We start from the raw sequence: 25,216 nt of genomic DNA, 5'->3' as shown, positions 1-25,216 counted from the left end.
AGCAATATAGAAAGGAAGTAGATGAGATGAACAAAGATATGCAGAAGTATCTGGAAAAGGCAGAAGTACTCATAGAAGCACTTCCGTATATTCAACGGTTCAACCGAAGGATTATCGTAGTAAAGTATGGCGGAAGCGCCATGGTAGATGAAGCATTAAAGGCACAGGTGATTCAGGATGTGACTCTTCTGAAACTGGTAGGATTTAAGCCGATTATCGTGCATGGAGGAGGAAAAGAGATCAGCAGATGGGTCAGCAAGGTCGGTATGAAGCCAGAATTTGTCAATGGACTTCGTGTGACGGATGAGGCAACTATGGAACTTGCAGAGATGGTATTAGGTAAGGTAAATAAAAGCCTGGTGCAGTTGGTAGAGAGTCTGGGAGTCAGAGCAATCGGAATCAGTGGAAAAGATGGAAAGCTCTTATCGGTGAATAAAAAGTATTCAGAAGGAGAAGATATCGGATTTGTGGGTGAAGTAAAAGAAGTCAATGCGCCGATTCTGTATGATCTGCTGGAGAAGGATTTCCTGCCAATCGTATGTCCAGTCGGCCTGGATGATGATTACAATACTTATAATATTAATGCAGATGATGCGGCATGTGCGATAGCCAGAGCAATGCGGGCGGAAAAGCTTGCATTTCTGACGGATATTGAGGGTGTATACAAAGATCCAAAAGATCCGTCAACTTTAATCTCAGAATTGACGGTATCCGAAGCACATAAGCTTATGAATGACGGATATGTGGGAGGCGGTATGCTTCCGAAACTTCACAATTGTATTGATGCAATTGAACATGGAGTGTCCAGAGTACATATATTGGATGGACGGATTCCACACTGTCTGCTTCTGGAAATATTCACGAATAAAGGTATTGGTACAGCAATTATTAATGACAGCGATCGAAGATTTTACTATGGAGAATAAGCATATGAATAAATATATTGAAGCAACACAAAATGGACTGGTCCATACTTATAATCAGTTTCCAATTGTGTTAGAAAAAGGAGAAGGCGTCTATCTGTATGATACCGAAGGGAAAAAGTATCTGGATTTTGCTGCAGGCTATGCAGTATCGTCTCTTGGATATGGCAATCAGGAATTGAATGATGCACTGAAAGCACAGATAGATCAACTGTTTCATACATCCAATCTTTATTATCATACGGCATGTGGGAAGGCAGCAGAAGATCTAAAACGAGTAACAGGTATGGATCGTATTTTTTTCACCAATAGTGGAGGAGAGGCTGTCGAAGGAACATTAAAAGCTGCAAGAAAATATGCCTATAAGAGAAAAACAGGGCGTTATGAATTCATTGCGATGAAAGAGTCTTTTCATGGAAGAAGCTTTGGCGCAGTATCTGTTACTGGACATGATGCTTACAGAGAGCCGTTTGAACCATTGGTTCCTGGTGTATCATTTGCAGAATACAATAATCTTGAAAGTGTGAAAGCGCTTGTGACAGATAAGACCTGTGCAATTATTCTTGAGCCGTTACAAGGTGAAGGCGGTATCAATGTGGCTTCGGAAGAGTTCATGAAAGGGATCCGTAAGCTCTGTGATGAAGAAGGAATTTTGATGATCTGCGATGAAGTACAGTGTGGCATGGGACGGACTGGTTCGATGTTCGCATGGCAGTCTTATGGCATTAAGCCAGATATTATGTCCATGGCAAAAGCAATCGGAAGCGGAATTCCTGTCGGTGCATTTGCTATGACAGAGGAAGTAGCACAATATTCTCTTGAACCGGGGGATCATGGCACAACATACGGAGGTAATCCACTGGCATGTACAGCTGTCAGTAAGACGGTAGAGATCTTTGAACGGGAGAATCTTGTATCCCATGTGCAGGAGATTGGAGCATATCTGTCAGAACAGTTGGATATTCTGGTACAGGAATCTGACTGCGTGACAGCAAGAAAGGGCAAAGGTCTGATGCAGGGAATTCAGGTTACAAAACCGACCGGAGAGATTGCGAATGCTGCTTTGCAGGAAGGTCTTCTTGTAATCGGTGCAGGAGCGGATGTAATTCGTTTTGTTCCGCCACTGATTATTGAAAAAGAACATGTGGATGAAATGATAGAGAAATTGAAGAAAGTGCTGTAGACATAAAAAATCAATCGTTGGATATACTATTTACAGGAATGTAGGAGGTAGATCGGATGATTGGTTTTTTAATTGCTCTTTTGTCAGGGGCTTTAATGAGTGTACAAGGCGTGTTTAATACACAGGTGACGAAGACGACAGGAATGTGGGTCAGTAACGGATGGGTACAATTGAGTGCTTTTGCATTATGCTTTGTGGCATGGTTGATCTCGGGCAGGGATAATGTAATGACGCTCGCAAAGGTAGAACCCAAATATGTACTTTTAGGCGGTGTGATCGGGGCCGGAATTACATGGACAGTAATCAAGAGCATGGAACAGCTGGGCCCGGCAAAAGCAGCGTTGTTGATCGTAATCTCTCAGTTAATCGTTGCGTATATTATTGAATTGTTGGGATTGTTCGGGGTAGAGAAAGAACCACTTGAGTGGAGAAAGGTAATCGGCATGGGGATTGCTTTGATTGGAGTTGCAATTTTTCAGTGGAAATAGTACAATAACTTTATCTAGGCATATGCGGGGTATTTGCAGTTACGACAGACTGTAAAGGAGAATTTATGCGTAGAAAGATCTGGAAAAAAAGAAAAGTTATCATTATGGCGGCAGTTTTGCTTCTGCTTGCAGGATGTTCAAAAGAAGCGGAAAAAGAGCAGGTGCAATTGGCAGAAGTAAAAGAAGATACATCGCAAGATGCAGAGACAGAAGATACGGAAGAGAAACAGGAGGCAATCTATGTCCATGTATGTGGCGAGGTTGTGAATCCAGGAGTATACAGACTTCATACAGGCAGCCGTATCTATGAGGCATTGGAAGCGGCTGGGGGACTTAGTGATGAAGCATCAGCAGAAGCGTTGAATCAGGCGGAGCAGATAGAGGATGGACAGCAGATATATGTTCCTTCCAGAGAAGAAAAAGAACAGCAAATCTTAGAAAATCAAAGCGCAGATCCAGAAGAAGATGGCAAAGTGAATTTGAATACAGCATCGAAAGAGCAGCTTAAGACTTTAAATGGAATTGGTGAGGCAAAGGCAACAGCCATTATCCAGTACCGAGAAGAGCATGGCGGTTTTCAGAAGATTGAAGAATTAATGGAAGTGGAAGGCATTAAAGAAGGTACGTTTCAAAAGATTATGGATCAGATAAAGATTTAGCGAGGGAGAGCGTGAATGGGTAGAAGAGTATTGGTAGTAGACGATGAAAAATTAATTGTAAAAGGAATTCGTTTTAGCTTAGAACAAGATGGAATGGAAGTAGACTGTGCTTATGATGGGGAGGAAGCATTGAAACTTGCCAGAGAGAATGCCTATGACATGATTTTATTAGATGTTATGCTGCCAAAGCATGATGGATTTGAAGTATGCCAGCAGATTCGTGAATTTTCAGATGTTCCTATTGTTATGCTGACGGCCAGAAGTGATGATATGGATAAGATACTGGGATTGGAATATGGCGCAGATGATTACATAACGAAGCCATTTAATATTCTGGAAGTAAAGGCACGTATCAAAGCAATCATGCGTCGTGTCAGCAAAAGTAATCAAAGCAAGGTGAACGATAAGATTATTGTGAAAGGTGATATGACGATTGATTGTGAGAGCCGGCGCGTGGTTATCGGAAAAAAAGAGGTTAATCTGACGGCAAAAGAATTCGATCTTCTGGAATTGTTGGCAATGAATCCGAATAAAGTCTATAGCCGTGAAAATCTGTTGAACATTGTATGGGGATATGAATATCCTGGAGATGCAAGAACAGTAGATGTACATATACGTAGGCTTAGGGAGAAGATTGAGACGAATCCAAGTGATCCAAAGTACGTATATACAAAATGGGGAGTGGGTTATTATTTTAGGGGTTAAAAAGTATTTTAAACAGAATGTATTTAAGAGCTTGCGTTTTCGAATCACCCTGTTGATATTTTTGGCTGGGATTGTGCCGGGCCTTATTATGAGAGGGGTGATTCTGAGCAGTTATGAGAAAAGAGCAGTAGAAGTACGAACTGCAGAGATACAGAATCAATGTACTATTCTTGGCAATCAACTGAGTAATTCCAATTACTTGGCTGGTGAAGCGTCTGAAGTGATCAGAACGGAGCTGGTGCAGCTATCCAATATCTATAGTGGACGTGTTCTGATCATAGATCAAGAGTTCCATATTGAAGAAGATACATATGATATGGATATGGGAAAAACCATCGTATCCGAAGAAGTAATCCGGTGCTTTCAGGGAAAGGGCACCAGTAATTATGATGCAAAAAACAGGTATATAGAGGTGACTTCTCCAATCTATGAGATGGGATCGGATAAAGTATTAGGAGTCATGCTTGTAAGTGTATCGACGGATTCGATTGTTGACAGTATGCAGATATTAGATGAAAGAATCTTGATTGTGGAACTTACGATTGCTGTAGTACTGTTGGCGTTGGCTTTTGCGGCAGGTATCATTATGGTGAGGCCATTCCAAAGAATCAGTCGTTCTTTGGCGGCGGTAACGGATGGATATGAGGACAATTATCTGCATGAGAACACCTATACAGAGACTATATTGATCTCAGAATCATTTAACAGAATGGTAGAACGAATGAAAGTGTTGGATGATTCTCGCAATGAATTCGTGGCAAATGTGTCACATGAATTAAAGACACCGCTGACATCAATGAAGGTATTGGCAGATTCGTTGTTGGCACAGGAAGATGTTCCGGCAGAACTATATCAGGAATTTATGGGAGATTTGTCAGAAGAGATTGAAAGAGAGAATAAGATTATCAATGATCTCCTGTCTCTGGTGAAGATGGACAAGACGGCAAATACTTTGAATATCAAGTCTGAAAGTATCAATGCCCTGGTAGAAAGAATACTGAAGCAGCTTCGGCCAATAGCAGCGACACGCAATATCGAAGTGGTATTTGAAAGCTTCCGTCCGGTAACTGCTGAAGTAGATGAGATGAAACTGTCACTTGCGATTACAAATCTTGTAGAAAATGCTATTAAGTATAATAAAGAGAATGGATGGATTCATGTATCTTTGAACGCGGATCACAAAAATTGTTATATTGAAGTTGCCGATTCTGGAATTGGAATCCCTGAAGAGGCGCTGGAACATATATTTGAAAGGTTTTATCGTGTCGATAAATCCCATTCCAGAGAAATCGGTGGAACTGGGTTGGGTCTTGCCATTGCAAGAAGTGCGGTGGTGATGCATCGAGGCGCAATTAAGGCTTATAGTCAGGTGGGAGAGGGAACGACATTTACAATACGAATTCCGCTGACTTATGTATCTTAGGACAGGAGGAAAGAGCAATATGAGTCGAAAAAGATGCTATACGATTGTTTGCATACTGCTGTGTCTTTCACTTCTGGCAGGATGCAGAAAAGGAAAGGAACCAGAAGAAGGAGAGTCTTTTATCTGTTACGTGAATACAGAAGATACCGCTTTGGTAAAAGAAAAGTATGAGATGAAAGGAGAGAATGCGGAGGAAAAGGTTCAGAACTTATTGAATGCGATGCAAAAGGAACCAGATTCTATAGAATATAAAAGCGTGTTCCCGGAAAAATTAAAGATACAAGACTGGACGTTATCCGATAAAAAATTAGAGATTCATTTTAACAGTACTTATGAGAAACTGAGTGCTGCCAAAGAGGTGCTGCTGAAAGCAGCTGTGGTACAGACTTTGTCGCAGCTTTCAGAGGTAGAGTATGTCTGCTTTTTTATTGAGAACAGTCCATTAACTGATAATCTGGGTAAAGAAGTGGGGTATATGCGTGCAGAAGATTTTGTGCAGAATACAGGTTCATTGTTGTATTCTTACCAGGTTGGAGAATTGAAACTATATTTTGCCAATGAGCAAGGAAATGCTATGATAACAGAAAATATCAGCGTCCGTTATAATAGTAATACATCGATAGAAAAGCTGATAGTAGAACAATTATTGAAGGGTCCGTCTAAGGAAGGACTGTATCCGGTGATTCCGCCGGAAACTAAGGTGCTTGGCGTGTCGGTCAAGGATAATGTGTGTTATGTGAATCTTGATGAAGGATTTCTGAATAATACTTACACGATAGATCCTAAAATTACAATATATGCAATTGTTAATTCTATTGTTGATGGAGGTGCATCCAGTCAGGTGCAGATTCTGGTGAATGGGGAATCCGATATCACATACATGGGAACAGTAGATCTTAGTAAGCCATTATCACGAGATCAGAACCTTGTGGAGGAGAAAGAATAGTCATGAAAAACAGGCCATTGTTAAGTGTGTGCCTGATAATATTGATGATGGTTGCTGTGAGTATAGCGGTTGGAGGAGAGAAGTTTGTAAAAGAACTTCGTCCTTCACCGCTTGAATGTATTGTGTCCCAAGGCGATACAATATCTTTACAGGGACAAATCTATTATTTTGAGCAGAAGGATAAATATCAGGCAGTATATCTAAAGAACAATTCTATTCAATATGAGAAACAATCGTTTCAAGAATCTAAGATTATCGTATACATAGATCCCGATTTACAAGTGAATATAGGAAATGTCATACAGGCAGAAGGAGAAGTCTCATTTTTTCAACATGCCAGAAATCCAGGAAATTTTGATCAGAAACAGTACTATCAGTGTCAGAATATTCATGGGTTGATGTGGGCAGAAAAAGTGACTGTAATTGATAGACAAGAATGGAAATTACAGTCTGGGCTTATGAAGTTCCGGCTTCAGTGGAAAGAGCAATTGATCAGAATGATGGGAGACGAAGATGGGACTGTATTAAGTGCCATGATGTTGGGGGAAAAGTCCTCTATGGATCGGGATTTAAGAACGCTTTATCAGGCAAATGGGATTGCGCATATACTTGCAATTTCAGGGCTGCATCTTTCCTTTGTAGGACTGGGAATGTATCGGATGTTACGTCGGCTGACAGGTTCATATTCTGTTGGAGGGGTGGCTGGAATATTTTTTCTGTGCATGTATATCTTGATGATCGGATGTACAGTATCAGCTATGCGTGCACTTGTAATGTTCCTGTTCAGAGTCGGGGCAGATATGACCGGTCGGCATTATGATGCGCCGACAGCATTTGCTTTTGCCGCAGTGGTAGTATTGTTGTGGAGACCGCTTTATCTGTTCGATGGCGGATTTTGGTTATCTTTCGGAGCAGTGTTGGCAATTCTACTGGTACTTCCAGCGTTTCAAGACTTCGCGTTTCAGGGAATTTGGGCCAGCGTCAGTATCAATCTCGTATTACTTCCCATTTTGTTATACTATTTTTTTGAGTTTCCACTTTATTCATTTCTGTTGAATCTTTTTGTAATTCCACTTATGTCAGTCTTGTTATTCCTGGGAATGGCAGGAAGCGGAATCTATGTGGTGTGTATGCCAATAGCTAAAATCCTTATGAAGATATGTGGAGTAATTCTCTGGATTTATAAAAAGGGTTGTAACATCGCCATTAGGCTTCCGGCATCTAGAATCGTGACTGGCAGACCACAGTTGTGGCAGATTGCAGTATATTATGTTGTGTTGTGTATGGTCTTACTTTTGCTATGGAAGAAATCAAACCGGTGCAAAGTACTGGCAGCAGCACTTTTGGGAATGGCAGTATTTGTGCTGGGATTTCGCTGGGGTGAAGATGGAAAACTGATGACGACAATCTTAGATGTCGGGCAAGGGGATGGGATTTTTATCAAAGGACCGGATGGAGGAACATATCTGATTGATGGAGGAAGCAGTGATGTGAAAAAGATAGGACAATATAGAATTGAGCCTTTTTTAAAGTCACAGGGAGTATCTAGACTTGACTATGTAATCGTGACGCATGGAGACAGTGATCATATGAATGGGATTGAAGAATTGATAGATCGGAAGAAAATAGGAGTGACCATAGATACTCTGGTTCTTCCGGTGCAGGAAGTGTGGGGAGAAGAATTGGTGGCATTGGCAGAGAGAGCAAAAAAAGAAGGAATTCGTGTAGTTGTGATCGCTCCAGGTCAGGAGATCATGGAAGAGGAGCTGACTCTGACTTGTCTGCAGCCAAGTGAAGCCGAAGAAGGATTAGAGACGGGAAATGAGACATCCATGGTAATGGCAGTGTCCTATGGGGAATATGATATGCTCCTTACTGGAGATGTAGAAGGCAAAGGAGAAGAAGAATTGACGGATCTTTTGAAGCATAAGTATAAAAATTGTTCTTGGGAAGTACTGAAAGTAGCCCACCATGGCTCTAAGAACTCTTCAAGCAAAGAATTCTTAGATGTGGTGAAACCACGATATGCTATTATATCAGCGGGACAAAAGAACCGATACGGACATCCGCATCAAGAGACGATTGCCAGGCTGGAAGAAGCAGAATGTAAAATTAAGTCAACACAAGAAACAGGTGCGGTAATGATAATTATCCATAAAAATGAGATGTACATAAAGTGGAATTGTTACGCAGACAATTCGTGATTACATTGGGGAAACAGTTGAATTCAAGAAAAAGATTCAGTATAATTCTAAAAGGAAGTTGATTTAAATGATACGAAAAGAGGTAATAGAATATGACATATGAAGAAGTATTGAATCATGCAAAAACTTGCATGGGAGAACATTGCAAAGCCTGTCCGGTATGTAATGGAAAGGCTTGTGGCAATAAGATGCCGGGACCTGGAGCAAAGGGAAGTGGAACGGTGGCAATTCGTAATTATGATAAATGGCAGGAATTATGTGTGAACATGGATACGATCTGTGAAAATAAACCAGTAGACACTACATTGAATATTTTTGGAGAGTCTTTTAAATATCCGATTTTTGCCGCTCCAATCGGAGCGATGAAGTTGCATTATGGAGATAAATATGATGATCTGGAGTACAATGATATCCTGGTATCTGCCTGTGCAGATGCAGGAATTGCAGCATTTACCGGAGATGGTACTAATCCGGCAGTTATGGTGGCAGCAACCAAAGCAATCAAGGGAAAGGGAGGAAAAGGAATCCCGACAGTAAAACCGTGGGACATGAATACTTTAAGAGAAAAGTTGTCTATGATTCAGGATTCTGGTTCTTTTGCGGTGGCAATGGATATCGATGCGGCAGGTCTTCCGTTTTTGAAGAATCTTACTCCTCCGGCTGGAAGTAAATCAGTGGAAGAACTTCAGGAGATTGTGCGAGAAGCAAAAGTTCCTTTTATTCTGAAAGGTATCATGACTGTAAAAGGTGCGTTGAAGGCGAAAGAAGCCGGGGCGGCAGCAATTGTTGTATCGAATCATGGAGGACGTGTGCTGGATCAGTGTCCGGCAACAGCAGAAGTATTAGCAGACATTGTGGATGCAGTCGGAAAAGATATGAAGATATTTGTCGATGGAGGAATTCGTTCAGGTGTCGATATCTTTAAAGCGTTAGCACTTGGTGCAGATGCGGTTTTGATTGGACGTCCATACGTGACGGCTGTATATGGTGGAGCCGGAGAAGGTGTCGCAGCCTATACGGAAAAACTGGCTTCAGAATTAAAGGATACTATGGCAATGTGTGGGGCACATTCCCTGGAAGATATTTCAAGAGACATGGTAAGATAATTCATGAAAAGTTTGAATGAGGATATTAAATTAGGTCAATTTAAGCAAATATATCTCCTGTATGGGGAGGAGGCTTATTTGAAAAAACAGTATAAAGATAAGCTTACCAAAGCGATACTCCCAGATGGGGATACCGTGAATTATGCTTATTATGAGGGGAAAGGAATCAATCCGGCAGAATTGATCGATCTGGCGGAAACGATGCCGTTTTTTGCTGAGCGCAGATTGATCGTGATAGAAAATTCTGGCTTTTTTAAAAGTGCAACACCAGAATTAGCAGATTATATGAAAAATATGCCTGACACTGTCTGCTTCTTATTTGTAGAAAATGAAGTGGACAAGCGCGGTAAGATGTATAAGGCGGCAAAAGATAAGGGGCGGATCGTTGAAATGGGACGCCAGGATGAGAAGACACTTTTGTATTGGATTGCCGGTAATGTGAAAAGAGAAGGCAGACAGATCAAGGAATCTACAGCTCGTTATCTGGTGTCAAAAACAGGCACAGACATGGAGAATCTGGAAAAAGAGATGGAAAAGTTATTCTCCTATACATTGGGCAGAAACGAGATTACGGTACAGGATATTGACGATATCTGTACGACCCAGATTACCAACAAGATTTTTGAAATGGTGGAAGCGGTAGCTGTAAAACAGCAGAAAAAAGCCTTGAATTATTATTATGACCTGCTTGCATTGAAAGAACCGCCGATGCGAATCTTGTATCTTCTGGCCCGCCAGTTCAAACTACTTCTTGAAGTGAAGGATCTCTGTGGAAAAGGATATGAAAAATCACAGATTGCAAAGACTGTAGGACTCCATCCTTTTGTGGCTGGCAAGTATATACAGCAGTGCAGAACTTTTTCCAGGGAAGAGCTTAGAAGTATCATGGAAGAAGCAGTCAATACGGAAGAAATGGTAAAAACAGGACGTCTGAATGATGTGATGAGTGTGGAACTTTTCATTGTAAAATACAGTGCTGCGTGATATACTGAGCGCAGCGATTGCTGAAAATAATAATTGTAAATTTATGATTAAGGGGAAAGATATCAGTGGCAATAGATCAGAGTAAAATTCGTAATTTTTGTATTATAGCGCATATTGATCACGGAAAATCTACGCTGGCAGACCGTATTATTGAGATGACAGGTCTGCTTACCAGCCGGGAGATGCAGTCTCAGGTTCTTGACAATATGGAATTGGAGAGAGAGCGAGGAATTACCATCAAAGCGCAGGCGGTGCGTATTGTTTATAAGGCGAAGAACGGGGAAGAGTATATTTTCAATCTGATTGATACCCCAGGGCATGTGGATTTTAATTATGAAGTTTCCAGAAGTCTGGCTGCCTGTGATGGAGCAATTCTGGTAGTTGATGCCGCACAGGGTGTGGAGGCTCAGACACTGGCGAACGTCTATCTGGCATTGGATCATGATCTGGATGTTATGCCGGTGATTAATAAGATTGATCTTCCAAGTGCTGAGCCGGAGCGTGTGATTGAGGAGATTGAAGATGTCATTGGCATCGAGGCAACGGATGCACCATTGATCTCTGCAAAAACCGGATTGAATGTGGATCAGGTTCTGGAGCAGATTGTTGAGAAGATTCCGGCTCCTGTGGGAAATCCAGAGGCACCTTTGCAGGCTTTGATTTTTGACTCTTTATATGATTCTTATAAAGGTGTTATAGTATTCTGTCGAATCAAGGAAGGATCCGTTCGAAAGGGAACTCCGATTCTGATGATGGCGACCGGAGCAAAGGCTGAGGTCGTGGAAGTGGGCTACTTTGGCGCAGGACAGTTCATTCCTTGTGAGGAGCTAAGCGCAGGAATGGTAGGATATATTACAGCCAGTCTGAAGAATGTGAAGGATACTCGTGTGGGAGATACGATTACCAATGCGGTGGAACCATGTGCTGAACCACTTCCCGGATATAAGAAAGTAAACCCAATGGTTTATTGTGGCATGTATCCGGCAGATGGCGCGAAATACCCGGATCTTAGAGATGCGCTGGAAAAATTGCAGTTAAATGATGCGTCTTTGCAGTTTGAACCAGAGACATCTATTGCATTAGGATTTGGTTTCCGATGTGGCTTTTTGGGATTATTACATCTGGAAATTATTCAGGAACGTCTGGAGAGAGAATATAATCTGGATCTGGTAACGACCGCACCAGGTGTTATCTACAAGGTTCATAAAACCAATGGAGATGTTATTGAATTGACCAACCCGTCTAATCTTCCAGATCCATCAGAAATAGAGTATATGGAAGAACCTATGGTTAAGGCTGAAATCATGGTAACTTCCGAGTTTATCGGTGCCATTATGGATCTGTGTCAGGAACGCAGGGGAATCTATGATGGGATGGAATATATTGAAGAGACTCGTGCAGTGCTGAGATATCATTTGCCATTGAATGAGATTATCTATGATTTCTTTGATGCATTAAAATCTCGATCCCGAGGTTATGCATCCTTCGATTATGAGATGGATGGTTATGTACAGTCTAATCTTGTGAAACTGGATATTTTGATTAACAAAGAAGAGGTAGATGCGCTTTCCTTTATTATTCATGCAGATACAGCATATGAACGCGGACGTAAGATGTGTGAGAAGTTAAAGGAAGAGATTCCAAGACAGTTGTTCGAGATTCCGATTCAGGCTGCAATCGGAAGTAAGATTATTGCCAGAGAGACGGTAAAAGCGATGCGCAAAGATGTGTTGGCGAAATGCTACGGTGGTGATATCAGCCGTAAGAGGAAGCTTCTGGAAAAGCAAAAAGAAGGTAAGAAGCGTATGCGACAGGTGGGAAATGTGGAGATTCCACAAAAAGCATTTATGAGTGTGTTAAAGCTGGATGATAAGTAATGAGACCATTAGAATTATATATTCATATACCGTTCTGTGTGAAGAAATGCAGGTACTGTGATTTTCTGTCAGCGCCTGCTTCGGCTGAAGAAAGACAGCGGTATGTAGAAGAACTTTGTGAGCAGATACGTGCTTATGGAGTGTTGTCAGGGGATTATCATATTGTCAGTGTTTTCATTGGCGGAGGGACACCGTCTATTCTGGAACCTGGGCAGATTCATGCGATTTTTGATGCTGTCAGAGGAACCTTTCCGGTAGATTCAGATGCAGAGATCTCAATAGAAGTGAATCCTGGTACTGTAGACCGGATGAAGATGAAGTCCTATCGGAAAGTTGGTATTAATCGCCTGAGTATAGGTCTTCAGTCGACGAATAATCAGGAATTAAAGATGCTTGGCAGGATTCATACATATGAAGATTTTCTGGAAACTTTCGCGCTTGCAAGAGAAGAGGAATTTGACAATATTAATGTGGATCTGATGTCGGGAATACCGTTTCAGACGCTGAAAGATTGGATGAAGACCCTGAGTACAGTGGCAGAATTGGGACCGGAACATATATCAGCATATAGTCTGATTATTGAGCCTGGCACGCCATTTTATGAAAAGTATGGCGAAGGAGAGCGGGCCAAAGCAAGAAGAAAAAGAGAGCTTCCCGATGAAGATACAGAACGTCTGATGTATCAGCTTACTGCAGATATTCTTAAGGAATATGGATATCACAGATATGAAATATCGAATTATGCCAGAGAAGGATATGAATGCCGTCATAATCTTGGATATTGGAATCGGGCAGAATATCTGGGCATTGGGACCGGAGCTGCATCTCTGATGCAAAACAGACGTTGGACACAGGGAGAAGAGCCAGAAGTCCTAAGCAGGGCAAATCAGATGGAAGAGTATATGTTCCTGGGGCTTCGAAAGATAGAAGGCGTGTCAAAAAGTAAGTTTCAGAAAGACTTTGGATGCATTATGGAAGATATTTATGGAAATGTCTTGCAGGATATGTATGATAAAAAACTGTTAGAAGAATCAGGAGATTATGTGAGACTGACAGAGAGAGGGATTGATATCAGTAATTATGTGATGAGTGAATTCCTTCTGGAAGACTAATATATATTCAATAAATGTAAGGCGCAGGGATTACTGCGCCTTCTTTATAGATAGAGATATATTATTTACATTTGAAATAAAATTCCAATGATTGCACCCATAATAATCCATACAAGGGGGTGCAGTTTTTTTAATGGCTTGATCTGCATGAAAATAAATGCTATCAGGCAGACAGTAATGCTGATCAGATTGAGACGTGTCTGTCCATCAGTGGTACAGACCATTGTAATCTGTAAGAGCTCCCATACTGCATAACCTATCAAGGCGGCTACTGTAGGACGGATTCCATAAAAAACAGCTTTGACTGTAGGATTTTCACTAAAGTTTTCTAAGAATCTGGCGATCAGGACAATAATAACTAATGCTGGAGCTGTCAATGATAAAGTTGCAATTAGAGCGCCAGGAATACCAGCTGCCTGGTATCCGGCGTAAGTTGCCATATTAATGCCGACGGGGCCGGGGGTACTTTCACTGATTGCGACCATATTTGCAAGCTCACTGGCAGTAAACCAATCATATTTTGCCGTCAGATCCATAAGGAAAGGAAGTGTAGCCATTCCACCGCCCACAGAAAATAAGCCGATTTTGAAAAATTCAAAAGCTAATGTCAGGTATATCATTTGGCACATCTCCCTTCTAGTTTTTTGGCAATGATTCCAACGAGACCTGCCAATATGATAATTACAGCAGTAGGAATCGGAGTAAAGCATGCCAGAAGAAAAGCTACAAGAAACAGAACCGCTCCGAGCTTATCGATAATACCCTTACGCGCCATAGATACAACGGTGTTGAGCATTAATGCACAGACAATAACGCGAATTCCTGCAAGTGCATGTACAACGAGTGGAAGATGGATAAAGTTCTGTAAAATGGATGCAATCAAGCAGATAATAATGATGGAAGGTGAGATAACACCAAGTGTTCCGGCAACTCCTCCTGTGAAACCTGCCTGTTTATATCCGACGTAAGTTGCAGTGTTCACGGCAATGATACCCGGAGTACATTGGCCGATTGCATACATGTCAAGAATCTCTTCTTCGGTACACCAATGACGCTCTTGTACTACTTCTCTCTGAAGCATTGGCAACATTGCAAGTCCACCGCCGAAAGTAAGTCCTCCTATTTTAAAAAAACTAATGTATAAGTCTCTTAATTTCTTTAATTTCATAAAATCCCCCTTTTGTTCACAGCAGATTTGACATAATCATTGCATAGACTTCCTGGTTCTTTTTGGTCCAGTTATTTGCTATGGTTTCGGCTTCGGCTTCTGTCGGAGCAGTGACTGTCAAGTCAATGAGAGGAACACCATGTTCGATTACCTGACATCGTACCGAATATTCCTGATTGGAATTGCGATAGTAATCTGATTTGACAGAAACTTCATTTTTTAATTCGTATTGCTTTTCTTTTAAAAAAGTATTGATATCTTGCTGAATGGCAGGAGATATATCATTTTTAAAGAAATGAATCGTCTCTGCACCTTCTTCAGTAAGATGGTAGAAGGTTCTGCTGTGCGTTGATTCTTCGCGGATGAAACCAGACTCAATGAGTTCTGATATTGCCTGCTGAAGTTTAAAATAAGTGGTATATCCTTCGTCCAGAATGAATTCTGATATCTGAGCATTGGTCAGAGGAAAATCTACTTTATTCAGCATATAGAGAATAATTAGTTTATATAATTTGAAAGACGTGTCCATGGTCATAACTCCTTTCCTTGCCATATGTCGTGAGTTTTCAGATATGCCTGCAGATTGTTTAATACTTGACGTTTATTTCCTGTCCATAAGGGGGCAATCAGAAGTGATTTTGGCCCGTCACCAGTAAGTCTGTGTATGACGATATCTGGACGGAGATGACACAGGCATTGCCCAATGAGAGAAAAATATTCTTCCATATCCGGCAGTGAGAATGGATGATCGTTGTAGTAATCAGCCAGATCTGTATCTTTTAGTATGTGTAATAATTGAAACTTCACTCCCTGAATATCCTGTGTATTCAGATAATGGACGGTATCAAGAATGTCTTTGGTACTTTCTCCGGGGAGCCCTAGAATCGTATGAACGATGACTGGTATATGAATAGCGCGAAGCATCTGGACTGCCTGCTCGAATATGGGAAGTTCATAACCTCTTCTGATAAAACGGGCAGTCTTAGGGTGAATGGTCTGAAGGCCCAACTCAACCCACACAGGCTTTATCTGGTTTAATTCATCTAATAATTCTATGATATCTGACCCGAGACAATCCGGTCGTGTGGCAATATCCAGAATCTTTATGTCAGGGTGATGAATTGCTTCAGTGAAGACTTCTCTTAGATAAGAAACAGGGGCATAGGTGTTGGTGTATGCCTGAAAATATGCGATGTAAGATACACCGGAATGCTTTTTGGCTACTTGAGATTTACCCTGTTCAATCTGTTCTGTAATTGACAATCTTCGATTAGAGGCAAAATCACCTGAACCGCCGGTACTGCAAAAGATACAGCCCCGGCGGCCCAAAGTGCCATCTCGGTTCGGACAGGTCATTCCTCCATCCAGAGAAATCTTATATAGTTTTTCTCCATAAGTCTGCTTTATATAATAATCAAGAGAATAATATCTTTTTTCTCCCCATCGGATAGTCATGTTAGATCAATTCCTTTACTGCGCGGCTGACAACAGCGGCAACTCGCGGATCAAAAGCTTCTGGCAGAATGTTGTTTTCATTCAATTCATCATCAGAGACCAGACTTGCAATTGCTTTGGCGGTTGCTAATTTCATTTCTTCGGTAATCTGAGTTGCGCGTCCTTCTAAAGCACCTTTGAAGATACCAGGGAATGCAACAACATTATTGACTTGATTCGGAAAGTCGGAACGTCCGGTTCCTACGACTTTGGCACCAGCAGCTTTGGCAAGATCAGGCATGATTTCCGGTACTGGATTAGCCATTGCAAAGAGAATAGCATCCTGATTCATAGAAGCAACCATTTCCTGAGTCACGATGTTAGGTGCAGAGACACCTACAAAGATATCTGCGCCCTTCAATGCATCTGCCAATGTTCCGGCCTTCCCTTCCAGGTTTGTAACTTCCACCATCTTCTGCTGCATCCAGTTCAGATTTGGGGAATCTTTACCTATAATTCCATTAATATCACACATGGTAATATGTTTGAAACCATAGGTAAGAAGTAATTTTGTTATAGCGACACCTGCAGATCCTGCACCGTTAACAACGACTTTGGAATCTTCTTTATTTTTGCCGGTTACTTTCATCGCATTGATGATTCCGGCAAGAACTACAATTGCCGTTCCATGCTGGTCATCATGGAATACTGGGATGTCCAATAATTCTTTCAGTCGCTCTTCAATCTCAAAACAACGAGGAGCGCTGATATCTTCCAGATTGATACCGCCGAATGCTGGAGCAATATTAACGACAGTCTTGATAATCTCTTCTGTGTCTTGCGTGTCGAGACAGATAGGTACAGCATTTACTCCGCCGAATTCTTTGAATAATACTGCTTTGCCTTCCATAACTGGCATAGCGGCAAGAGCACCAATGTTGCCAAGACCAAGAACTGCGCTTCCATCAGAAACGACAGCAACGGTGTTGGATTTGATTGTATAGGTATAAGCAGCTTCTTTATCTTTTGCTATGACTTTGCAAGGTTCAGCGACACCTGGCGTATAGGCAATTGCAAGATCTTCACGGGAATTAACATGGGATTTTGCGGTTGTTTCAATCTTTCCCTGCCATTTTTCATGCATCATAAGTGCTTTTTCATTTGTTGTCATGGGGATACCACCTTTTCATTTATATTTTCATTGGTTATAATCATATCATTCCTGGAAAAGCAAATCAATAAAAAGGCTTTTAAAAATAGAAGAATTGTAGTATAATCATACCATATTCAAAAGAAGCTCAATCGAGCTTGAAAAATCCCATTGTGTTATATGGAGAATATGTGAGGAACGTTTATGATGAGAGAGAAGTATGAATCTTTGCCTTTGTCTACTTTAAAAGACCTTGCAAAAGCAAGGGGATTAAAAGGTATTTCAACCATGAAAAAGGCAGAATTGGTTGAACGTATGCTCGAGGAAGATGAAAAAGAGAAGCAGGTTTCCAGAGATGCGGTGAAAGAAATGTCTGCCAATACGGGAGATAAAGAAATGCATGACATAGACAGGTTGGACAGTGGTGTCAAGGCACGGGGAATTCTGGAGGTTCATCAGGATGGTTACGGATTTATCCGAAGTGCGAATTATCTTCCAGGAGAGAATGATGTCTATGTATCACCATCCCAGATTCGTAAGTTCAATCTGAAGACCGGAGATATTCTAGAAGGAAATACTCGAATTAAGACACAACAGGAAAAGTTCAGCGCGTTGTTATATTTGACGAAGATTAATGAGATGGATCCGATGAAAGCGATGCGCAGAGCGAATTTTGAAGATATGACTCCAATTTTTCCAAACGAAAGGCTGCGTCTGGAATGTGGTAAGACAAGCACAGCCATGCGTATTGTGGATCTTCTGTCTCCAATTGGAAAAGGACAGCGTGGAATGATCGTGTCACCTCCGAAGGCTGGTAAGACGACCTTGCTAAAGCAGGTGGCGTTGTCTGTACGTAAAAATAATCCGGAGATTCATCTGTTAATTTTGCTGATCGATGAGCGGCCGGAGGAAGTAACTGATATAAAGGAAGCAATTGAAGGCGATAATGTAGAAGTGATATACTCTACGTTTGATGAACTCCCAGAACATCACAAACGTGTGTCGGAGATGGTCATTGAGCGGGCAAAGCGTCTGGTAGAACATAAAAAAGATGTTATGATTCTATTGGATAGTATTACAAGGCTTGCAAGAGCATATAATCTTACGGTTCCGCCATCAGGAAGGACTTTATCAGGTGGTCTTGATCCGGCTGCCCTTCATATGCCAAAGAGGTTCTTTGGTGCGGCAAGAAATATGCGTGAGGGAGGAAGCCTTACGATATTGGCAACTGCATTGGTAGATACGGGAAGTAAGATGGATGATGTGGTCTATGAAGAATTTAAAGGTACCGGTAATATGGAATTGGTATTAGACCGCAAGTTATCAGAAAGAAGAGTGTTCCCTGCAATAGATATTCCAAAATCTGGGACAAGAAGAGAAGATCTTTTGTTGTCCAGGGAAGAGCAGGAGGCTGTGGATTCTATGCGCAGAGCATTGAATGGAATGAGGGCAGAAGAAGCGGTCGACAATATTCTGAATATGTTCAGTCGAACAAGAAATAATGCAGAATTGATTCAATTAGTAAAAAAGACAAAATTAATCTAGACAAGATACGATATTTATGATACAATGACAAAGCTGTTTAGAAAACGAAATTTAATTGCACATCGTGCATGTGACTAAATAAAGAAGAGGTGAAAATCATGAAAGAAGGAATACATCCAGCATATCATCAGGCAACTGTAACTTGTAACTGTGGCAATACATTTGTAACAGGATCTACAAAAGAAGATATTCACGTAGAAATTTGTTCTAAATGTCATCCATTCTATACAGGACAGCAGAAAGCAACTCAGGCTCGTGGTCGTGTTGATAAGTTCAATAAGAAATACGGAATGGACAAATAATATTTACAAGTATCGGGTTGAGGTTGATATAATCTCAACCCTTTTATGTTTATAGAAATAAAGGAGTTGTGTATGAAGTCATCAAATATTGGCGGACAGGCAGTGCTGGAGGGAATCATGATGAAGCATAAGGATGATTATGCTGTGGCAGTGCGCAAGCCGGATGGAGAGATTTTTGTACAGAAAGAGACTTATCAGAGTATTACGGGCAGATGGAAGAAACTGACGACAGTACCATTTGTCAGAGGAATCTTTAATTTTATTGATTCTATGGTACTGGGGATAAAGACATTGACGTTCTCTGCAAGTTTTTATGAAGAGGAAGAAGAGGTTCAGGAACTGACAGAAAAAGAAGCACAGAAGAAGGAAAAGCAGGAGAGCATTATTATGGGAATTACTGTGGTATTTTCCGTAGTCGCAGCAGTTGCAATCTTTATGGTATTACCATATTTCCTGTCTTTATTATTGAAGCCGTTGATTGCTTCCTATACTATCAGAACTGTCATAGAAGGATTCGTAAGAATAGGGATTTTTGTAGTGTATGTGCTTCTGATATCCAGAATGGAAGATATCCAGAGAACATTTATGTACCATGGGGCAGAGCATAAATGTATCAATTGTATTGAACATGGCCTGCCGCTTACAGTGGAAAATGTCCGTATCAGTTCCAGACAGCATAAGAGATGTGGAACTAGTTTCTTATTCTTTGTGTTGGCTATCAGTATTATTCTGTTATTGCTGATCAGAGTAGAATCTCCATTTATGCGGATAATTATCCGAATTGCTTTGCTTCCGGTAATTGCAGGAATCTCCTATGAAGTATTGAAACTGGCAGGATGCAGTGAAAACCCGCTGATCAACCTGTTCAGTAAGCCGGGACTCGCTATTCAGAAGTTGACAACAAAAGAACCGGATGACAGTATGATAGAAGTTGCGATACAGGCTGTGGAAGCAGTTTTCGATTGGAGAGCATATGAAGCAGAAAATTTTCACACTGCAGAAGATATATAAAGAAGGCGTTGCTGCACTGACAGAGGCTGGGATCGCAGAGGCTGCATTAGATGCGTGGTATCTGCTTGAATATGTGACAAATATCAGCAGAGCGTCTTATTATGGAGATCCTGAAAGAGAGCTTACAGAAGGTCAGGTAAGACAATATCGGGATTGCATTGCAAGGCGTAAAAGCAGAATCCCCTTGCAGCATATCACCGGTGAGCAGGAATTTATGGGATATTCGTTCTATGTTAATGAACATGTGTTGATACCCAGGCAGGACACAGAGGTACTGGTAGAAGAAGCGATAAAGGTAGTTCGTGCAGGGACACCTGGAATGAAAGTGCTGGACATGTGTACCGGCTCAGGATGTATCTTGTTGAGTCTCTTGAAATTATGTCCGGGAACTGTGGGAACCGGATGTGATATATCAGAAGATGCATTGAAGGTGGCAAAAAGAAATTCCGAGAGGTTGGAAGTCGCGGCAGAATTTGTACAGAGTAATCTTTTTGAACATATAGAAGAAAAATATCAGTTGATTGTATCAAATCCACCCTATATTCGTACTGCTGTTATCGAAGAACTCCAAGAGGAAGTACGTTTTCATGATCCAAGGATTGCGTTAGATGGAAGAGAAGACGGTCTGTACTTTTACCGTAAGATAATAAAAGAAGGCAAAAGATATCTGGAAGATGGAGGATTCCTGATGTTTGAAATTGGTCACGATCAGGGATCGGATGTGTCATATCTTATGGGAGAAAGTGGATATAAGGATATAAAAGTAAAAAAGGATTTGGCAGGTCTTGACCGTGTGGTTACAGGCATGTACAATAAAAGATAACGTGCGCAAGGGAAATGTCTTGCGTAAGGATAGATTGAGGAGGAAGAGTTATGTTTGACAAATTAGAGGATTTGCTCATTCGTCTGGAAGAGATATTGAGTGAGTTGCAGGAGCCGGATGTGGCCAATGACCAGGCCAGATTCCGTAAGCTCATGAAAGAACAGAATGAACTGACCCCCATTGTTGAGGCATATAAGGAATATAAAGCATGCAAGCAGACAATCGCAGACAGTCTTGAGATGTTAGAAGAGGAATCTGATGAAGAGATGCGTGAGCTTGCCAAAGAAGAATTAAATGAAGCGAAGGCAAGAGTAGAAGAACTGGAGAAAGAACTTAAGATTCTTCTGTTGCCAAAAGACCCGAATGATGATAAAAACGTTGTGGTAGAGATTCGTGCAGGTGCCGGCGGAGATGAAGCCGCACTTTTTGCAGCAGAGATTTATCGTATGTATCTTCATTACGCAGAGAGCAAACGTTGGAAAGTAGAATTGGTAGAGTGTGAAGAAATCGGTATTGGTGGTATGAAGAATGTTACCTTTATGATCAATGGGCAGGGTGCCTATTCGGTAATGAAGTATGAGTCTGGTGTTCATCGTGTACAGCGTGTTCCAGAGACAGAATCAGGCGGACGAATTCATACATCTACGATTACGGTCGCTGTGATGCCAGAGGCAGAAGACGTAGACATTCAAATCGATGAAAAGGATATCCGTATCGATGTTATGCGTGCATCCGGTAATGGTGGACAATGCGTCAATACCACTGACTCCGCGGTGCGTCTGACCCATTACCCGACAGGAATTGTAATCTACAGTCAGACGGAGAAGTCTCAGCTTCAGAATAAGGAAAAGGCATTCGCGTTATTACGTGCAAAGCTGTATGATATCGAATGTCAGAAGCAGCATGATGCGGAAGCAGAAGCAAGAAAGAGCCAGATCGGTACCGGAGACCGTTCCGAGAAGATCCGTACTTATAACTTCCCACAGGGACGTGTGACAGATCACCGAATCGGATTGACACTGTATAAGCTTGATAAGATTATGAACGGAGATATCCAGGAGATCATTGATGCGTGTATCGCAGCTGATCAGGCAGCGAAACTTGCAAATATGAATGAAAATGAATAGGATGAAATAGCAATACAAGATAAACCTTCCGAAAAATGCAGCAGAGGAAGGTTTTATTGTATTCAAAAGGGGAAAGATAATTTTTAACAATATTGTTGATAAAAAGGGGAATAAGATATGAACTTTAGAAAAAGAATGATGGCATCTATGCTGTTGGTTATCATGCTTTGTCTGATGTGTGTGACATCCGTGGTGGCTGAAGAGACGACATCTGTTGATTCGGATGGAGAGCAGAAAGTAAAAATATTATTTACTCACGACATGCATTCCCATCTGGATGCATATAAATCAGAGGAATCCGTCATGATTGGCGGGCTTGCTAAGATGAAGACGTTGATTGATGAAAAGAAAGCTGAAAATCCGGCGACGTTTCTGGTGGATGGCGGAGATTTTTCCATGGGAACGCTTTATCAGACCATTTATGAGACAGATGCAACAGAGCTTACGATGCTGGGACGCCTGGGGTACGATGTTACTACCTTTGGCAATCATGAGTTTGATTATCGAAGTGAAGGTGTCAGCAATATGTTTCATGCAGCTTTGAAAAATGCAGAGGAAGATTCATCGCTTCAACTGCCAGCTTTTGTATGTGCGAATATTGACTGGGCGAAGAATACATCTGAAGATAATGAACGGATTCACCAGGCGCTTGAGGATTACGGAAGTACACCGTACGTGATTGTCGAGCATGGAGGAGTAAGAATCGGTGTCTATGGTGTCCTGGGAGAAGATGCAGAGGACTGTGCGCCGGAGAGTGGGCTTACTTTTGAAAGTATAGTGGATACTTCAAAAGAAATGGTCGATCAATTGGAAAAAGAAGATGTAGATATGATCGTATGTCTTTCTCATAGTGGGACCAGTGAAGATGAAGGCAAATCGGAAGACGAACTTCTGGCAAAAGAAGTGCCGGAGATTGATGTGATCATCAGCGGTCATACTCATACGAAGTTAGAGGAACCGATTCAGAAGGGGGATACTTACATTGTGTCTGCCGGCTGTTATGGGGAGAATCTGGGAGAACTGGATCTGATCCAAAAGGAAGATGGACGATGGGAACTGGATGAATATCAATTGAATCATCTGGATGATTCGGTGAAAGAAGATGAAGCGATAACGACGGAACTTGAAAAATATAAAGAAAAGGTAGACGAAGAGTATCTGAAGCAGTTTGGCTATACATTTGATCAGGTGTTGGCAGAAAATAATGTAGAATTTACACAAAGAGATGATTTTGCGGAAGAATTAGAAGAAGATCCACTGGGAAGTATTATTGCAGATTCGTATATCTATGCGGTAGAAAAGGCGGAAGGAGCGGAATATAAGCCGGTGGATGTTGCAATTGCTCCTTCAGGAGTGATTCGTGACACTTTGCAAAAAGGAAAAGTAACAGTGTCAGATGTGTTTAATATCAGTTCATTAGGAATCGGTGCGGATCGTATTCCAGGTTATCCGTTGGTGAGTGTATATCTGACAGGAAAGGAATTGAAGACGGTCGCAGAGATTGATGTATCTGTGTCGCCAATCATGACGGCGGCCCAGTTATATCCAAGTGGAATGCGCTGGACTTATAATCCGAGCCGTATGATTCTGAATCGTGTCATAGAAGTTGAACTGTCACAGAATGTTCCATATACAGAAGAAAAACAGACGGAGGAGATTCAGGATGACAAGCTCTATCGTGTAGTAGCAGGTTTGTATTCTGCGCAGATGCTTGGAACAGTAGAAGATACATCAAAGGGACTTCTGAAAATTACACCGAAAGATGAGAATGGAAATAAGATTGAGGATTTTGAAGATTATATTGTGCACGACCAGAGTGGAAATGAAGTGAAAGAATGGTATGCACTTGCATCTTATCTGGAATCATTTGAGCAAAATGAGAAGGGTATATCACAGATTCCTTTTTATTACGGAGAAAAGGAAGGAAGAAAACTGGAAGATGACAGTAAGAATATTATTGAATTGGTAAAACAACCGAATAAATTTGCATTTATGTTATATGCCTTGATTCTTTTTATTGTGCTGATTATCGTGTTTGTTATAAGATTTATAATAAAAAGAAGAAAAAAGAAAAAAAATATGCTATACTAAAAAACGTTCAATGAAAAGAGAAAAGAAGGTAAAGTATGTTAGAGATACAATTTAAGAGAGCTGAACTGGAAGATAAAGAAATTATATCACATTATTTTAATCATCATACCAGCAGAAGCTGTGAAAGAACATTTGCAAATGTTTTTTTGTGGTCCAGGCAGTATCCGGTGAAGTGGGCAATCGTAGAAGATGCACTGGTGTTCAAGAGTGAAGATGAGACACATCTGGCATTCGCATATCCGGCGGGTGAACCCGCGAATGTGAAAAAAGCATTAGAAGTATTGATGCAGTACAGTAAGGAACGCAATGTTCCGTTTGCGATGTATAATGTGACACCGGAGTATTTTGCACAGTTAGAAGAATGGTATCCGGGAAGATTTCAGATTGAGTATGACCGTGATAGTGCAGATTATGTGTATGAATCTGAAAAACTGGCGACCTTGTCGGGGAAGAAGTTACATGGGAAGCGGAACCATATCAATAAATTTAAAGCAATGTATGAAGACAGATGGTCTTATGAAAGTGTAACGAAAGATAATATAGAGGAATGTTTTCAGATGGCTTTGAAATGGCGTAATCAGAACGGATGTGAAGATGACCCCGAGAAAAGAGGAGAAGTCTGTGTTACTATGAATGCCCTTCGACTGTTTGAAGAACTGGAACTTAAAGGTGGAATCTTAAGAATTGATGGTGAAGTTGTTGCTTTTTCGTTGGGAGAACCGATATGTTCAGATACTTTTGTTGTTCATATTGAAAAGGCATATGCAGATGTACAGGGAGCATATCCAATGATTAATCAGCAGTTTGTAGAGCATGAGTGTCAACAGTATCTATATGTCAACCGAGAAGAGGATACTGGAGCAGAAGGCCTGAGAAAGGCAAAATTATCCTATCGTCCCGTATTTATGGTAGAAAAGGGCGATGTAACAGAAAAAAACCAGAATAGAGAATAATA

At 41.2% G+C, this 25,216-nt stretch carries 24 protein-coding genes; 19 read left to right on the top strand and 5 right to left on the bottom strand.

Annotation, left to right across the window (positions count from 1 at the left end; genetic code table 11):
• Positions 1–26: 26 nt before the first annotated feature.
• The 12 genes from argB (at position 27) to hemW (ending at position 13,610) form a co-directional block, all read left to right on the top strand.
• Positions 27–926: an acetylglutamate kinase gene (gene argB / locus ABE613_RS09535; RefSeq protein ID WP_235233299.1), complete on the top strand. Its 900-nt coding sequence runs from the start codon at positions 27–29 to the stop codon at positions 924–926.
• A 4-nt stretch (positions 927–930) separates the two neighbouring features.
• On the top strand, positions 931–2,106 hold the full coding sequence (locus ABE613_RS09530) for an aspartate aminotransferase family protein (protein WP_347376240.1): 1,176 nt from the start codon (positions 931–933) through the stop codon (positions 2,104–2,106).
• A 56-nt stretch (positions 2,107–2,162) separates the two neighbouring features.
• Complete coding sequence (locus tag ABE613_RS09525) at positions 2,163–2,594, top strand: DMT family transporter (protein ID WP_347376239.1); 432 nt, start codon at positions 2,163–2,165, stop codon at positions 2,592–2,594.
• Positions 2,595–2,659: 65 nt separating this feature from the next.
• Positions 2,660–3,253: a ComEA family DNA-binding protein gene (locus ABE613_RS09520; RefSeq protein WP_235233260.1), complete on the top strand. Its 594-nt coding sequence runs from the start codon at positions 2,660–2,662 to the stop codon at positions 3,251–3,253.
• A 15-nt stretch (positions 3,254–3,268) separates the two neighbouring features.
• Positions 3,269–3,958, top strand: a complete 690-nt coding sequence (locus ABE613_RS09515) for a response regulator transcription factor (protein WP_235233261.1) — start codon at positions 3,269–3,271, stop codon at positions 3,956–3,958.
• Positions 3,903–5,381, top strand: coding sequence for a sensor histidine kinase (locus ABE613_RS09510; protein WP_347376266.1), 1,479 nt, complete (start codon positions 3,903–3,905; stop codon positions 5,379–5,381). Before ABE613_RS09515 ends, ABE613_RS09510 begins: the two co-directional genes overlap by 56 nt.
• 19 nt (positions 5,382–5,400) lie before the next feature.
• Positions 5,401–6,327 (top strand): GerMN domain-containing protein, encoded by a 927-nt coding sequence (locus tag ABE613_RS09505; RefSeq protein WP_235233263.1) that lies wholly within the window; start codon positions 5,401–5,403, stop codon positions 6,325–6,327.
• Positions 6,328–6,329: 2 nt separating this feature from the next.
• Entirely contained in the window at positions 6,330–8,531 is a 2,202-nt protein-coding gene (locus tag ABE613_RS09500; RefSeq protein ID WP_347376238.1) for a DNA internalization-related competence protein ComEC/Rec2, read from the top strand.
• A 92-nt stretch (positions 8,532–8,623) separates the two neighbouring features.
• Positions 8,624–9,637, top strand: coding sequence for an alpha-hydroxy-acid oxidizing protein (locus tag ABE613_RS09495; RefSeq protein ID WP_235233265.1), 1,014 nt, complete (start codon positions 8,624–8,626; stop codon positions 9,635–9,637).
• Between the two features lie 3 nt (positions 9,638–9,640).
• Positions 9,641–10,621 carry a DNA polymerase III subunit delta gene (gene holA, locus ABE613_RS09490; RefSeq protein WP_235233266.1) on the top strand — a complete coding sequence of 327 codons (981 nt, stop codon included), beginning with the start codon at positions 9,641–9,643 and terminating at the stop codon, positions 10,619–10,621.
• A 65-nt stretch (positions 10,622–10,686) separates the two neighbouring features.
• Positions 10,687–12,498: a translation elongation factor 4 gene (lepA, locus tag ABE613_RS09485; protein ID WP_235233267.1), complete on the top strand. Its 1,812-nt coding sequence runs from the start codon at positions 10,687–10,689 to the stop codon at positions 12,496–12,498.
• Positions 12,498–13,610: a radical SAM family heme chaperone HemW gene (hemW, locus tag ABE613_RS09480; protein WP_347376237.1), complete on the top strand. Its 1,113-nt coding sequence runs from the start codon at positions 12,498–12,500 to the stop codon at positions 13,608–13,610. Before lepA ends, hemW begins: the two co-directional genes overlap by 1 nt.
• A 65-nt stretch (positions 13,611–13,675) precedes the next feature.
• Here hemW and ABE613_RS09475 read toward each other — a convergent pair whose 3' ends face one another.
• Genes ABE613_RS09475 through ABE613_RS09455 form a run of 5 tightly spaced genes read right to left on the bottom strand, consistent with a single transcriptional unit; the run spans position 13,676 to position 17,383 of the window.
• On the bottom strand, positions 13,676–14,230 hold the full coding sequence (locus ABE613_RS09475) for a chromate transporter (RefSeq protein ID WP_347376236.1): 555 nt from the start codon (positions 14,228–14,230) through the stop codon (positions 13,676–13,678).
• Positions 14,227–14,778, bottom strand: a complete 552-nt coding sequence (locus tag ABE613_RS09470) for a chromate transporter (protein ID WP_347376235.1) — start codon at positions 14,776–14,778, stop codon at positions 14,227–14,229. Before ABE613_RS09470 ends, ABE613_RS09475 begins: the two co-directional genes overlap by 4 nt.
• 16 nt (positions 14,779–14,794) lie before the next feature.
• The gene (locus ABE613_RS09465) at positions 14,795–15,307 is read right to left on the bottom strand and encodes a DUF4364 family protein (RefSeq protein WP_347376234.1); all 513 of its coding nucleotides are present in this window, start codon (positions 15,305–15,307) and stop codon (positions 14,795–14,797) included.
• 2 nt (positions 15,308–15,309) lie between these two features.
• Positions 15,310–16,233: a tRNA modification radical SAM protein MnmL/YtqA gene (gene mnmL, locus ABE613_RS09460; RefSeq protein WP_347376233.1), complete on the bottom strand. Its 924-nt coding sequence runs from the start codon at positions 16,231–16,233 to the stop codon at positions 15,310–15,312.
• 1 nt (position 16,234) lies between these two features.
• Positions 16,235–17,383: an NAD(P)-dependent malic enzyme gene (locus ABE613_RS09455; protein WP_347376232.1), complete on the bottom strand. Its 1,149-nt coding sequence runs from the start codon at positions 17,381–17,383 to the stop codon at positions 16,235–16,237.
• A gap of 186 nt (positions 17,384–17,569) precedes the next feature.
• Between ABE613_RS09455 and rho the strand changes: the two genes are divergently transcribed.
• From rho to ABE613_RS09420, 7 genes are all read left to right on the top strand, one after another.
• Entirely contained in the window at positions 17,570–18,907 is a 1,338-nt protein-coding gene (gene rho / locus ABE613_RS09450) for a transcription termination factor Rho (protein WP_235233300.1), read from the top strand.
• A gap of 98 nt (positions 18,908–19,005) precedes the next feature.
• Positions 19,006–19,209, top strand: coding sequence for a 50S ribosomal protein L31 (gene rpmE / locus ABE613_RS09445; protein ID WP_235233274.1), 204 nt, complete (start codon positions 19,006–19,008; stop codon positions 19,207–19,209).
• A gap of 72 nt (positions 19,210–19,281) precedes the next feature.
• Complete coding sequence (locus ABE613_RS09440) at positions 19,282–20,220, top strand: DUF1385 domain-containing protein (RefSeq protein ID WP_235233275.1); 939 nt, start codon at positions 19,282–19,284, stop codon at positions 20,218–20,220.
• Positions 20,183–21,043, top strand: coding sequence for a peptide chain release factor N(5)-glutamine methyltransferase (gene prmC / locus ABE613_RS09435; protein ID WP_347376231.1), 861 nt, complete (start codon positions 20,183–20,185; stop codon positions 21,041–21,043). Before ABE613_RS09440 ends, prmC begins: the two co-directional genes overlap by 38 nt.
• A gap of 50 nt (positions 21,044–21,093) precedes the next feature.
• Positions 21,094–22,170 carry a peptide chain release factor 1 gene (gene prfA / locus ABE613_RS09430; protein WP_235233277.1) on the top strand — a complete coding sequence of 359 codons (1,077 nt, stop codon included), beginning with the start codon at positions 21,094–21,096 and terminating at the stop codon, positions 22,168–22,170.
• A gap of 117 nt (positions 22,171–22,287) precedes the next feature.
• Positions 22,288–24,261, top strand: a complete 1,974-nt coding sequence (locus tag ABE613_RS09425; protein WP_235233278.1) for a bifunctional metallophosphatase/5'-nucleotidase — start codon at positions 22,288–22,290, stop codon at positions 24,259–24,261.
• 35 nt (positions 24,262–24,296) lie between these two features.
• The gene (locus tag ABE613_RS09420) at positions 24,297–25,214 is read left to right on the top strand and encodes a DUF2156 domain-containing protein (protein WP_235233279.1); all 918 of its coding nucleotides are present in this window, start codon (positions 24,297–24,299) and stop codon (positions 25,212–25,214) included.
• Positions 25,215–25,216: the final 2 nt, after the last annotated feature.

The sequence above is a fragment of the Dorea chungnamensis genome (assembly GCF_039832125.1).
Classification (GTDB): domain Bacteria; phylum Bacillota; class Clostridia; order Lachnospirales; family Lachnospiraceae; genus JAFBIX01.
The sequence above is the reverse complement of the archived record's forward strand: the minus strand, read 5'-3'. Positions and strand labels throughout refer to the sequence as shown.